This is a genomic window from Paenibacillus sp. GCM10023250 (assembly GCF_042653205.1).
Classification (GTDB): Bacteria; Bacillota; Bacilli; order Paenibacillales; family Paenibacillaceae; genus Paenibacillus_Z.
The window spans coordinates 129820-142013 of record NZ_JBHSHY010000006.1 but is presented as its reverse complement, the minus strand read 5'-3'; the positions used below and the strand labels follow the sequence as shown (position 1 = coordinate 142013).

Here is a 12194-nt window from a genome sequence, read left to right as displayed (position 1 = left end):
TTCATCCCTCCGTTCTTCATCCTTAGCGGCTCAGTACCCAAGTATCCTTCACGCCGCCGCCCTGCGAGGAATTGACGACGAGCGAGCCTTCCTGCAGCGCGACGCGGGTCAGCCCGCCGGGAATGACGTGCAGCTCCGAGCCCCCGGCCAGCACGAACACGCGCAGGTCGATATGCCGCGGCTGCATCGCGCCGCCGATCATGACCGGCGCCCGCGACAGGCGCATCGTCGTCTGGGCGATGTATCGGCCCGGATCGCGGCGGATGGCGTCCGCGAACAGGTCGATGTCCTTCCGCGTCGCGGCCGGCCCGATCAGCATGCCGTACCCGCCGGAGAGCGACGTCTCCTTGACGACGAGCTGGTCCAGGTGCGCGAGCGCGTAGTCGCGGTCCTCCGGCCGGGAAAGGATGTACGTCGGCACGTTATGCAGGATCGGTTCTTCATTCAAATAATAACGAATCATTTCCGGGACGTAGGCATAGATTGCTTTATCGTCCGCCACGCCGGTGCCCGGGGCGTTCGCGATGGCGACGTTGCCGGCGCGGTAGGCGTTCATCAGCCCCGGCACGCCGAGCAGCGAGTCCGACTGGAACGCCAGCGGATCCAAATATTCGTCGTCGAGGCGGCGGTAAATGACGTCGACCTGGCGCAATCCGCCGAGCCCGCGCAAGTAGATCTTATGATCCCGGTACACCAAATCCCGGCCTTCGACCAGATGGATGCCCATTTGCTGCGCGAGGAAGGCGTGCTCGAAGTAAGCGGAGTTGTACGCCCCCGGGGTCAGAAGCACGATCAGCGGATCGCGCTTTCCGGACGGGGCGAGACTGCGGAGCGAACGGAGGAACACGTTCAGGCTGCGTTCGATGTCCGACACGGCGCTGGACAGGTACAAGTCGGAGAACAGCTCGCTCATCAGGCTGCGTCCCTTGTACAGGTAAGAGAACCCGGAGGGCGTCCGGAGATTGTCCTCCAGTACGAAGTACCGGCCTTGCTCGTCGCGGATCAAATCGATGCCCGACGCGGTCATGTAGACGTCCTGCGGCACGTCGAGCCCGGCCATCTCCGGCCGGAAATACTTGTTCCCGACGATCATTCTCCGCGGGATGATGCCGTCGCGCACGATCGCCTGCCCATGGTAGACGTCGCGAAGGAACGCGTTCAGCGCCGTTACGCGCTGCTTCATGCCTCTTTCGATGTGCTCCCATTCGTGCTTCGGAATAACGCGCGGGATGTAGTCGAACGGGATGGTCCGCTCGAGCGGTTCGCGCTGGTTCTGGGCATACAGCGTAAAGGTAATGCCTTCCTCCAGCATCCGCTGCTGAATAGCGGCATGCCGGGCTGCGAGCTCCGGCGGCTTCATGCGGGCGAACGTTCGGTAGACGCCTTCGTAGTGGGGGCGAACGGTCAGGTCCCGTTCGAACATCTCGTCGTAAAACGATTGTGGATCATAAGCGTGGAATTGCGATTGCATCGCCATCGACATGATTTCCGCCTCCAAAGCCGTCAGTTGTCCATTCCTGTCGAAGAATGTGAGCTATTTTCGCATTTCCGAATGATATTGCCGAGTACCATTCGTATTTGGTACTTAAATCATATCTAACCCCGAACTATATGTCAACTTACATAACATAATATTCACATTTAAGCCGCGCCGCAAATTTCATAGACACCACCGTACTCGCGCGCCGTCAGATGCTTGACCTTAGGCGCGTTCTTCCCCGACACCGTCGCGTACAGCTCCTCCCCCTCTCCGTCCTGCGCACCCCGCGGCTGGCCGTAGAACACCTTTCTCAGCTCCGGATCGTACCGCTCCGCCGCCTCCACGTTAGCGATCACGTTGCGGTCGAGCCGCGCGAACCCATACAAGCCGAACATCCGGTCCAGCTCCTCCATCGTCTGGGCATAACGGTACACGGTCCCGTCGCTCGTCGTGAACGCTGGCCCGTTCGGCGACGGCGCGATCAGTCGGATGTCTTCGACGGCGATCCAGCGCGGCGCACCTTCCTCGTTTTGCAGCAGCAGCTTCATTCCCTACACTCCTTCACCATAATAAGAACACATGTTCCTGTCTTTGTTCCTATTCTAGCATAACCGTACCGGTTTATCACCTGTCCGGACCCGGATAGCACAAAACCGCAGCATGCTGCGACGCATGCTGCGGTTTTTCATGGCCATGTTCCGTTCGGGCCGGCGGATTAACGGTTGAGCAGGCTGCCTACGTACCGGAGCAGCTCATTCGAGCAAACCGGGCAGTAGCCGTGCTCGTCGATCAGCCGCTTCGACACCTCGTTGATCCGCTTCAGCTGCTTTTCGTCCGGCGTCTTGGTCGACGTCGTGATCTTGACGATGTCCTTCAAGTCGGTGAACAGCTTCTTCTCGATCGCTTCCCGCAGCCGTTCGTGGCTGAAATAGTCGAACTTCTTGCCCTTGCGGGAGTACGACGAGATGCGGATCAGAATCTCCTCGCGGAACGCCTTCTTCGCGTTCTCGGATACGCCGATCTGCTCCTCGATGGACCGCATGAGGCGCTCATCCGGATCCATTTCCTCGCCCGTCAGCGGATCCTTGATCTTCGTCCAGTTGCAGTACGACTCGATGTTGTCGAGGTAGTTCTCGAACAGCGTCCGCGCCGATTCTTCGAAGGAGTAGACGAACGCCTTCTGCACTTCCTTCTTCGCCAGGCCGTCGTACTCTTTGCGCGCAACCGAGATGAAGTTCAGGTACCGTTCGCGTTCGTCCTTCGTGATGGACGGATGCTGATCCAGACCGTCCTTCAGGGCGCGCAGCACGTCGAGCGCGTTGATGCACGAGAGGTCCTGCTTGATGAGGGCGCTCGAGATCCGGTTAATGACGTAGCGCGGGTCGATGCCCGACATGCCCTCTTCGATGTATTCGCTCTGCATCTCCTTGAGGTCGGCTTCCTTGTAGCCTTCCACTTCCTCGCCGTCGTACATGCGCATCTTCTTGACGAGGTCCATGCCCTGCTTCTTCGTCTCCTTGAGCCGGGTCAGGATCGAGAAGATCGCGGCCGACCGCAGCGAATGCGGGGCGATATGGATATGCTTCATGTCGCTCTGGCCGATTAGTTTATTGTAGATTTTCTCTTCCTCGGACACTTTGAGATTATACGGGATCGGCATGACGATCATCCGCGACTGGAGCGCCTCGTTCTTCTTGTTGGCGATGAACGATTTGTACTCCGTCTCGTTCGTGTGCGCGACGATGAGCTCATCCGCCGAGATCAGCGCGAAGCGGCCCGCCTTGAAATTGCCCTCCTGCGTCAGCGAGAGCAGGTTCCACAGAAACTTCTCGTCGCACTTTAGCATCTCCTGGAATTCCATCAGGCCGCGGTTCGCCTTGTTCAGCTCGCCGTCGAACCGGTATGCCCGCGGATCGGATTCGGAGCCGAACTCCGTGATGGTCGAGAAGTCGATGCTGCCGGTCAGGTCGGCGATATCCTGCGATTTCGGATCGGAAGGGCTGAACGTGCCGATGCCGACGCGGTTTTCTTCGGAGATAAGCACGCGTTCGACCTGGACGTTCTCGATTTCGCCGCCGTATTCTGTCTTCAGGCGCATCTGGCAGGACGGGCACAAGTTGCCCTCGATGCGGACCCCGAGCTCGCGCTCGGCCTCCGGCCGAAGCTCGTTCGGAACGAGATGAAGCGGGTCTTCGTGCATCGGGCAGCCCTTAATGGCATAGACGGCGCCTTTAGGAGTACGCGAGAACTGCTCGAGTCCTCGTTTGAGCATCGTGACGATGGTGGATTTGCCCCCGCTGACGGGTCCCATGAGCAGCAAAATCCGTTTGCGCACATCCAACCGGCGAGCCGATGAATGGAAATATTCCTCTACCAGTTTCTCGACGGCACGATCCAAGCCGAATATCTCTTGTTCGAAAAACTTGTATTTCTTGTGCGAACCGTCATCCACCACCCCGAACGACTCAATCATTTCATAGACACGAGCATGCGCAGTCATGGCCGGAGTTGGATCCTGCTTCAGCAACTCGATGTAATCCTTGAAAGAGCCCTGCCAAGCCAGCTTCTCACTTTCCGCCTTGTACTCCGAAATTCGTTTCAAAATATCCATGCCGTACCTCCTCTCGTGCATCCCGGTGTTTCTCTTTGCCTCTGCCATGCGGGTCGCGGGGGGGTCTTCTTAGGGTCCCGCCTTCTAAAGCTGCCCGGCATTTTTTATTGAAGTAATACAATCCTATGCGCTTTCTTAAGGGAAGTTGCCCAATAATTTAAACAAGTTTTCTACAAAATCCGTCGCGAATACGGGCGGCTTTTACAAAAACGCCGTAAGCGCCGCGGCGGCGAACAAGCGTCGTTTCGCGGGTGGCCGAGCCGAAAACCCAAATGACAGCAGGCGTTTCCAAGCCTGGCGCGGCCATGTCGAACGCCGAGCGGATTCGACCGGATCCCCGGCCTGCCGCCGCAAAAAATGAATGACACTCCATGTCACCGCTTGAAGATAGCTGAGGGACGCGTCCAAATATGATATAATCGCCAAAGAATCTCCGCGCGAAAGGGGGAACGGGCAATGGCCGTCAAACACGAGACGGAACTGTACCCGCCGATCAAGGCGTTCTTCGAGGCGCAGGGCTACGAAGTAAAGAGCGAAGTCATGCACTGCGACCTGGTCGCCATCCATCCCGATTCGGGAGATACCGTATTGGTTGAAATGAAGAAGACGTTCAATCTCGCGCTGCTGCTGCAGGGCGTCGAGCGGCTGCGGCTGAACGGCAGCGTCATCCTGGCCGTGGAGCGCAACCGCAAGAAGGCCGGCGCCCACAACCAGCGCTTCGGCGACTTGACGGAACTGTGCCGGATGCTCGGCATCGGCTTCATGACCGTCACGTTCTACAAGACGAAGCCGCCGGTCATCGAGATGCTGTGCCAGCCGGGCGATCCGCCGGTGCGCGGGCAGCGGCGGGCGCGCCAGGTGCGGCTGCTTAACGAATTCCGCGAGCGCAGCGGCGATTACAATACGGGCGGCAGCAACAACCGCAAACTTGTAACCGCTTATCGCGAAAAGGCGCTGCGCATCGCCTGGGCGATCAGCCGGCACGGCATGCTGTCGCCGCGCGAGGCGGCGCTCTACGCGGACGTCGCCCGGGCCGGCCCGTTTCTGCAGAAGGACTATTACGGCTGGTTTCAGCGCGTGGAGCGGGGCCTCTACCGGCTGAGGCCCGAAGGCGAAGCGGCCGTCAAGCTCAACGAAGCGATCCTGGACGATTGGCAGCGAAAGCGCGCCGGCGGGCAGGCGGCCGGAAACGAACTCATTTATAAAGGAGAGCATGGATCATGAGCGAACAGCATTCGGTCAAAATCATCGGCAGCGTGGACGACTTCGGCGCATTCCCCGCGCACGTGAAAGTGGACAACGAACCGCACTATATCGTGGAAGCGCCGCGCAAGGACGGCGAGCCGCAGCGTTATAATTTGATTTCCGCCATTTGCCCGCATGCCGGCGGCATGGTCCGTCCTCATCTGAACGAGCTCGTCTGTCCGCTCCATTACTGGTGCTTCGACTTGGCTACCGGGGAGGCGACCAACATTCCCGGCGAGCAGCTCGCCTGCACGCCGCTCGAGATCGAAGACGGGCGGTTCGTCGTCAGGACCTGATCCTAATTCCGAAGCCATATTAATGTAGAAAGAGCGGCGCCCGCCCGTGCGGACGCCGCTCTTTTATCGCTCTCGCGACCGGAATCGCAGGCTAGAGATTGCGGCAATCGAATCGGAGAGATGCAATCGATGACGATTACGAACGGGCAAGAAACGCCTCCACCGCCTCGGCCAAGCGCGCAACCCCTTCGCCCAGCCGGTCGCCGGCCGTGCCGGCGACGCTTAGACGGAGGCGATTTCGCGGCGGATCCGCGGCGTAGAACGGCGTGCCGGGATCGAAGGCGACGCCATTCGCCTCCGCGGCGCGCAGCAGCGCTTCGGCATCGAGCCCTTCCGGCAGCTCCAGCCACAGGAAAGGACCGCCCTTCGGCACCGTCCACGAGGCGCCCGCGTCGATCCAATTACGTTCGCGAAGCAGCGCATCTAACCGATACATTCGCTCCTTATAGGTTAAACTAAGCTGGCGCAGCAGCTCGTCGAGCCCGCCCCCGGCCAGCAGGCGGAGGAGTGCCTCCTCGGCATGCGCGCCGGCGTTCGAGGCCGAGGCCGGCGTCCGCGGAGCCGCATCGAGCCTCGCGAGGAGGCCCGGCTCGGCCGCCGCCCAGCCTACCGACAGCTCCGGCCCCAGCGCGGCGGCAAACGTGCCTGCGTATATAACGCCGCCTCCCGCCGCATCGGCGCTCATCGCGAAGAGGCTCCGCCCGCGTTCGGCCTCGCCGTAGCGCAATTCGCCGTACGCGTCGTCCTCCAGCAGCAGCATGCCGCAGCGGCGGCCGACGTCGAGCAGCGCTTCGCGCCGGGACTCGCTCCATACCCCGCCGGCCGGATGGCCGAGCGCGGGCATGACGTGCGCGAACTTCGGCCGATGCGCTTCGGCAAGCCGCTCCGCCGCTTCGGGCCGTATCCCGTGCTCGTCGCAAGGCACGTGCACGACGACGGCGCCGGCGGACCGGAACGCCTGCAGACAAGCCGGCGGGGCTGGCGTTTCGACGAGCACCGCGTCTCCCGGCCGAAGCAGCCCGCGCGCAATCCAGGCGAGGACGGGCTCTCCCTGCGGCGAGATCGCGAGATTGCCAGCCTCGACAGGCAGCCCATGGCCCGCCAGCCGCTCGGCGAGCAGCTCACGGAGCCGTTCCGAAGCCGATGGGGCCGGCCGGTCTTCATCCGCAGCTTCGCCGCCCGGGCGCCCGAGCGCCGAATCGGCTGCCTCCGTTGCGATTGCTTCCGTATCGCTTGCTTCCGTTGCGATTGCTTCCGTATCGCTTTCTTCCGTTAAGATTGCTTCCGTTATTGCCCGCCGCACGGACGGGATGCCCTCCTCGGGCCAATCGCCCGCGAAGGATATCCGATCGCCGTGCTGCCGCTCTCTCCGCCGCGCCGGCGATTGCTCCGCTAACAGCTCCGCCAGCGGTTGGACGCCGCCGGCACGCGTTCCGATCCGAGATCGCTTGTTGGCCATCATGCCGTCCCTCCCTTTCCCTCATGCTGTAGTGTACGCAGGAAGGCGGGCGGACGCCACATGTTACGTCGGCTGTAACAACTTGTTCACATCTTGGAACGTTTTCTTTTTGGGTTTCGTTGGGTATAATGAGGGGGAGTATTTGCGAAGTTTGGAGCCATATCCACGGCATCTTAGGGGGTAAGCGTTATGACAGTGAATTTTCTGATCGTCATTACCGTCTCCGTCTTGTTCTTGCTCGCCATGTTGACGGCGTCCTACAACGACGACAAGACCAAAGGCATGTAATTGCAGCGGCATGCATCGCCGTATAAAAAGAAGCTTTCGCGCTGTCCTCGGCAGCGTTCGAAAGCTTCTTTTTAGTTCCTGTTTGTTAGTTCCCTCTTGTTAGTTCCCGCTTGCCGGTCCTGGGCCTACCGCCGAAGCTTCGCCATTTCCGACATGCATTTGCCGCACAGGTACCGTTCCTTGAATTCCCGCACATCGTCCAGTACGCCGCAAAACACGCAGCGCGGACGGTAGCGCTCCAAAATAATATGATCCCCCTGCACCAAAATCTCCACGGGGTCGCCTTCGTTCATCTGATATCTTCTTCGAAGGGACTTGGGCAGCACGATACGCCCGAGTTGGTCCACTTTCCGCACAACGCCAGCCGGTTTCACCATTACACATCTCCTGTAGTCGCATTTTGTCAGCTATCATGTGATGACAGATTCCGCATCGTACTAAGGTTCGATAGTAACCTGGCTAATCCTGCAATGTTTAATAATTGCTTAATATTCTGCAAATGCGGCGCAGCCGCGGCCCTGCATCACGTCAAGCCCGGGTAACCGAGCTGACGGAACGCCTCGAACACGACGATGGCGACCGAATTCGACAAATTCAGCGAGCGGACCTTGTCCGTCATCGGCACGCGAATGCACGTGTCCGGATACGCATCCAAAATCGACTGCGGCAGCCCTTTCGTCTCCTTGCCGAAGACGAAGAAATCCCCGTCCCGGTACGAATGCTCGGCATATACCTTGGAACTGCGCGTGCTCGCGCAGAAGAACCGGCCTTCCGGATACTGCTCCTGCAGCTCCGCGAAGGAATCGTGGTAGCGGACGTCCACGGCGTACCAGTAGTCGAGTCCCGCGCGTTTCAGCGTTTTGTCGTCGGTACGGAACCCGAGCGGGCGCACCAGGTGCAGAATCGCGCCGGTAGCGGCGCAGGTGCGCGCGATGTTGCCCGTATTGGCCGGAATTTCCGGTTCGACAAGCACGATATGGAATGCCATTGCTTGTTAACACCTCACTATATTTTACATAGCTTTTACGCTTGTTTAATCTTTTGTGAAAATACGGCCTTTAAAATAAAATTATCATTGCACGAAAAGGAGATCATAAACGATGAAGAAGAAAATATTAATCGTCGATGACGAGCCTTCCATCTCCATGCTGCTGGAATTCAATCTGAAGCTGGCCGGCTATGAAGTACGCTGCGTCCAAGATGGGGAGGCCGTATTCGACCTCTTGAAGCCGTTTCGTCCCGATCTCATCGTTCTCGATCTCATGCTTCCGAAAATGGACGGAATCCAAGTATGCCGGGAGCTTCGCAAACAAAACAATGCCGTTCCGATCATCATGTTAACCGCGCTCCAAGACGTCACGGACAAGATTGCCGGTCTCGACAACGGCGCTGACGATTATATGACAAAACCATTCTCACCGCAAGAGCTGCTCTCGCGCATTCAAGCCATCTTCCGCAGAACGCAGGCGTTGCCGGGCGCCCGTGAGCAGGTGGTCCATGAAATCGGACGGATGTCGGTCTTGGCGGACCAGCGCGAAGTGCAAATCGACGGGAAGCCGGTCGAATTGACGCCGAAGGAATTCGAGCTGCTGCTCTTCCTTTGCCGTCATCGGGGCAAGGTGCTCAGCCGCCAGCAGCTGCTTCACGGCGTCTGGGACTATCACTTCCTCGGCGACACGCGCATCGTCGACGTCCACATCAGCCATCTTCGCGACAAAATCGAGAAGAACGCACGTACGCCGGAGTACATCATGACCGTACGCAACGTCGGCTACAAGCTGTCCGGACCCGGCAGCAGCACCGCCGTCGATTCCTCCCTGGCTTAATCCGCGAGAACGTGTATCCAATCAGAAGACCGCCGTCCATCCGGGACTGGCGGTCTCTTTGTGTTCTTCTCTTCATCATGAACTAAAAGGCATGAGACTGCAACAGCGATTGGAGACGCGTGCCGCGCGTAGTCCGTTCCACACGCTTCACCCCTTCTTAGCCGTTGCGCTTCGCAAAGTCGTTCATAAACTCCGCCAGCGCCTTGCAGCTCTCGAATGGAACGGCGTTATAAGTCGAGGCGCGCAAGCCGCCGACGCTGCGGTGGCCCTTCAGACCCACGAAACCGCGCTGCTCGGATTCCTTGACGAATTGCTTCTCGAGCTCTTCCGTGCCGAGGCGGAACGTAATGTTCATGAGCGACCGGCTGCCCGTATCCGCGAAGCCGCGGTAGAAGCCGCCGCTGTGATCGATCGCGTCGTAGATCAGCTTCGTTTTGTCGCGGTTGAACTGCTCCATCGCGGCGACGCCGCCTTTGTTCTTGATCCATTGGAGCATCAGGCCGACCAGGTAGACCGAGAAGGACGGCGGCGTGTTATAGAGGGAGTTGTTCTTGACGTGCGTATCGTACCGGAGCATCGTCGGCAGCGATTTCGGACTCGATTCGACAAGATCCTCGCGCACGATGACGATGGTCACGCCCGAAGGTCCCAGGTTCTTTTGCGCGCCGGCGTAAATCAAGCCGAACTTGCCGACGTCGACCGGGCGGCTCAGGATGTCGCTCGACATGTCGCCGACGAGCGTTACGCCGCCGGTATCCGGATAAGCGGCATACTGCGTGCCTTCGATCGTTTCGTTGGACGTGATATGGAGATAAGCGGCATTCGCCGGAAGCTGAATATCGCTTAAGGCTGGGATACGGTTGAATTTGTCGGCTTCCGACGTCGCAACGATCGCGGTCTCGCCGAACAGCTTCGCTTCTTTGTACGCCTTCTCCGCCCAGCTGCCGGTATGCACGAATGCGGCCGTCTTGCCCGCGGTCAGCAGGTTCATCGGGATCATGGCGAACTGTGTGCTGGCGCCGCCCTGGAGGAACAACACTTTATAATGGCTCGGAATGCCGAACAATTCGCGAAGCAGCGTTTGCGCTCCGTCGTTGACGCTTTCGAACACGCCGCTGCGGTGCGACATTTCCATGATGGACATGCCCGTTCCCGCATAATCGATAAACTCTTGCTGCGCCTGCTGCAGCACTTCAAGCGGCAGGGCCGCCGGACCGGCATTAAAGTTGTACGCGCGATTCGTCACTGACACTCACTCCACTCTTCGAATTTGCTTATGAGTTATGATAGCAATTTTGCGGCGGCGCTTCAAGTCATAAAGTCGAACAAAAAACAAAATTTACACGAATAATATTCGGATTTAGCTCCATATGCTAGCTTCGAGGGGGGTTAGACAATAAAAAAACGAGCCCTCCGGCGGAGAGCTCGCTGTTACCTATGCGGATATCAAGTGCGATTTAGCAGTCGAAGTACAGGCTGTACTCGTGCGGATGAACACGGATCGAGACAGCTTTGGCTTCAGCGCGCTTGAACGCGACGAAGTTGTCGATGAAGTCTTGCGTGAAGACGCCGCCTTCGGTCAAGAATGCGGAATCGGCTTCCAGCGCGTCAAGCGCTTCGTCCAGGGAGCCCGGAACCGAACGAATTTCTTTCTTGTCTTCGTCGGACAGTTCGTAGATGTTTTTGTCGAACGGACCGTAGCCGAGCGCGATCGGATCCAGCTTGCGATTGATGCCGTCCAGACCTGCGAGCAGCATGGCCGCGAACGCCAGGTATGGGTTAGCCGTGGAGTCCGGCGTACGGAACTCGATGCGGCAGCCTTTCGGCGTAACAGCCGCAACCGGGATACGGATAGCCGCGGAACGGTTGCCTTTCGAGAACACCAAGTTAACCGGCGCTTCGTAGCCTGGCACCAGACGCTTGAAGGAGTTCGTCGACGGGTTCGTCAGCGCGATCAGCGCCGGAGCATGATGCAGGATGCCGCCGATGTAGTTCAGCGCCATCGGGCTCAGGTTCGCGTAAGCGCCTTTTTCGTAGAACAGCGGGGAATCGCCGTTGAAGATCGATTGGTGAACGTGCATCCCGCTGCCGTTGTCGCCGAAGAGCGGCTTCGGCATAAACGTTGCGACTTTGCCCCATTGGCGAGCCACGTTGTTAATGATGTACTTATATTTCATCAGGTTGTCAGCCGTTTTGGTCAGCGTATCGAAACGGAAGTTGATTTCCGCTTGGCCCGCCGTCGCCACTTCGTGGTGGTGACGCTCGACGCGGAGGCCGGATTCTTGCATCAGGCGCACCATTTCGCTGCGGATGTCTTGCTGGGAATCGACCGGAGCAACCGGCACATAGCCGCCTTTGACCGGGATTTTGTGGCCGAGGTTGCCGTCTTCTTCTTTGCGGGCCGTGTTCCAAGCGGCTTCGGAGGAATCCACGGAGTAGAAGGACGTGTTCATGCCGCTTTCGTAACGAACGTCGTCGAAAATGAAGAATTCCGATTCAGGCGCGAAAAACGCTGCCGTACCTACGCCCGATTTTTGGAGGAATTCTTCGGCTTTTTGAGCGATGCTGCGCGGATCGCGTTCATAACGCTCGCCGTCCGGCGTATAAATGTTGCACATTATGTTTAATGTCGGGTGATCCATGAACGGATCGATGAAGCTGGACTCCGTGTCCGGCATCATCACCATGTCGGATTCTTCGATGCCGCGGAAGCCCGGGATCGAGGAGCCGTCGAAGGCAACGCCGTTTACAAACGTATCGGCATCCACTTCCGTCGCAGGAAGCGTGATGTGGTGCGCGTGGCCGGAAAGATCCACGAAGCGGAAATCGACAAACATGATGTTGTTCTCTTTAATCGTGTTCAAAACGTTTTGAACTGACATTAGGTATTTCCTCCATTTCCGAACATTTGCGATGTGTAGGACATTGATTGTTCAACTTCTGCACTAAACTATGTCTGTAATTATAGAATTAAGGCCTAGTCTCGTCA

General features: G+C 58.6%; 11 protein-coding genes. 3 read left to right on the top strand and 8 right to left on the bottom strand.

Annotated features, from left to right (window positions below; genetic code table 11):
• Positions 1-22: 22 nt before the first annotated feature.
• The 3 genes from ACFPB1_RS08090 to ACFPB1_RS08080 form a co-directional block, all read right to left on the bottom strand.
• Entirely contained in the window at positions 23-1483 is a 1461-nt protein-coding gene (locus ACFPB1_RS08090) for a circularly permuted type 2 ATP-grasp protein (protein WP_379223833.1), read from the bottom strand.
• Positions 1484-1641: 158 nt separating this feature from the next.
• Positions 1642-2028 (bottom strand): hypothetical protein, encoded by a 387-nt coding sequence (locus ACFPB1_RS08085; RefSeq protein ID WP_379223831.1) that lies wholly within the window; start codon positions 2026-2028, stop codon positions 1642-1644.
• 167 nt (positions 2029-2195) lie between these two features.
• Positions 2196-4091 (bottom strand): PrkA family serine protein kinase, encoded by a 1896-nt coding sequence (locus ACFPB1_RS08080; RefSeq protein WP_379223829.1) that lies wholly within the window; start codon positions 4089-4091, stop codon positions 2196-2198.
• Between the two features lie 456 nt (positions 4092-4547).
• Between ACFPB1_RS08080 and ACFPB1_RS08075 the strand changes: the two genes are divergently transcribed.
• Positions 4548-5315, top strand: a complete 768-nt coding sequence (locus tag ACFPB1_RS08075) for a DUF2161 family putative PD-(D/E)XK-type phosphodiesterase (RefSeq protein ID WP_379223827.1) — start codon at positions 4548-4550, stop codon at positions 5313-5315.
• Positions 5312-5632 (top strand): Rieske (2Fe-2S) protein, encoded by a 321-nt coding sequence (locus ACFPB1_RS08070; RefSeq protein ID WP_379223825.1) that lies wholly within the window; start codon positions 5312-5314, stop codon positions 5630-5632. Before ACFPB1_RS08075 ends, ACFPB1_RS08070 begins: the two co-directional genes overlap by 4 nt.
• A gap of 136 nt (positions 5633-5768) precedes the next feature.
• Here the strand turns inward: ACFPB1_RS08070 and ACFPB1_RS08065 are convergent, their stop codons facing one another.
• From ACFPB1_RS08065 to trmL, 3 genes are all read right to left on the bottom strand, one after another.
• Positions 5769-7094, bottom strand: a complete 1326-nt coding sequence (locus tag ACFPB1_RS08065) for a PLP-dependent aminotransferase family protein (protein WP_379223824.1) — start codon at positions 7092-7094, stop codon at positions 5769-5771.
• 410 nt (positions 7095-7504) lie between these two features.
• Positions 7505-7753: an AbrB/MazE/SpoVT family DNA-binding domain-containing protein gene (locus ACFPB1_RS08060; RefSeq protein ID WP_379223941.1), complete on the bottom strand. Its 249-nt coding sequence runs from the start codon at positions 7751-7753 to the stop codon at positions 7505-7507.
• Between the two features lie 149 nt (positions 7754-7902).
• On the bottom strand, positions 7903-8367 hold the full coding sequence (gene trmL, locus ACFPB1_RS08055; protein WP_379223822.1) for a tRNA (uridine(34)/cytosine(34)/5-carboxymethylaminomethyluridine(34)-2'-O)-methyltransferase TrmL: 465 nt from the start codon (positions 8365-8367) through the stop codon (positions 7903-7905).
• A gap of 112 nt (positions 8368-8479) precedes the next feature.
• Between trmL and ACFPB1_RS08050 the strand changes: the two genes are divergently transcribed.
• Complete coding sequence (locus ACFPB1_RS08050; RefSeq protein WP_379223820.1) at positions 8480-9205, top strand: response regulator transcription factor; 726 nt, start codon at positions 8480-8482, stop codon at positions 9203-9205.
• A 157-nt stretch (positions 9206-9362) separates the two neighbouring features.
• On the opposite strand, the gene serC is transcribed toward ACFPB1_RS08050, so the two are convergent.
• Entirely contained in the window at positions 9363-10451 is a 1089-nt protein-coding gene (gene serC, locus ACFPB1_RS08045) for a 3-phosphoserine/phosphohydroxythreonine transaminase (RefSeq protein ID WP_379223939.1), read from the bottom strand.
• A 211-nt stretch (positions 10452-10662) separates the two neighbouring features.
• Positions 10663-12087: a type I glutamate--ammonia ligase gene (glnA, locus tag ACFPB1_RS08040; protein WP_379223818.1), complete on the bottom strand. Its 1425-nt coding sequence runs from the start codon at positions 12085-12087 to the stop codon at positions 10663-10665.
• Positions 12088-12194 lie beyond the last annotated feature (107 nt).

Coding starts and splice junctions, on each gene's coding strand:
- ACFPB1_RS08090 (WP_379223833.1), bottom strand. CDS start 1,483: ATGTCGATGGCGATGCAATCGCAATTCCACGCTTATGATCCACAATCG.
- ACFPB1_RS08085 (WP_379223831.1), bottom strand. CDS start 2,028: ATGAAGCTGCTGCTGCAAAACGAGGAAGGTGCGCCGCGCTGGATCGCC.
- ACFPB1_RS08080 (WP_379223829.1), bottom strand. CDS start 4,091: ATGGATATTTTGAAACGAATTTCGGAGTACAAGGCGGAAAGTGAGAAG.
- ACFPB1_RS08075 (WP_379223827.1), top strand. CDS start 4,548: ATGGCCGTCAAACACGAGACGGAACTGTACCCGCCGATCAAGGCGTTC.
- ACFPB1_RS08070 (WP_379223825.1), top strand. CDS start 5,312: ATGAGCGAACAGCATTCGGTCAAAATCATCGGCAGCGTGGACGACTTC.
- ACFPB1_RS08065 (WP_379223824.1), bottom strand. CDS start 7,094: ATGATGGCCAACAAGCGATCTCGGATCGGAACGCGTGCCGGCGGCGTC.
- trmL (WP_379223822.1), bottom strand. CDS start 8,367: ATGGCATTCCATATCGTGCTTGTCGAACCGGAAATTCCGGCCAATACG.
- ACFPB1_RS08050 (WP_379223820.1), top strand. CDS start 8,480: ATGAAGAAGAAAATATTAATCGTCGATGACGAGCCTTCCATCTCCATG.
- glnA (WP_379223818.1), bottom strand. CDS start 12,087: ATGTCAGTTCAAAACGTTTTGAACACGATTAAAGAGAACAACATCATG.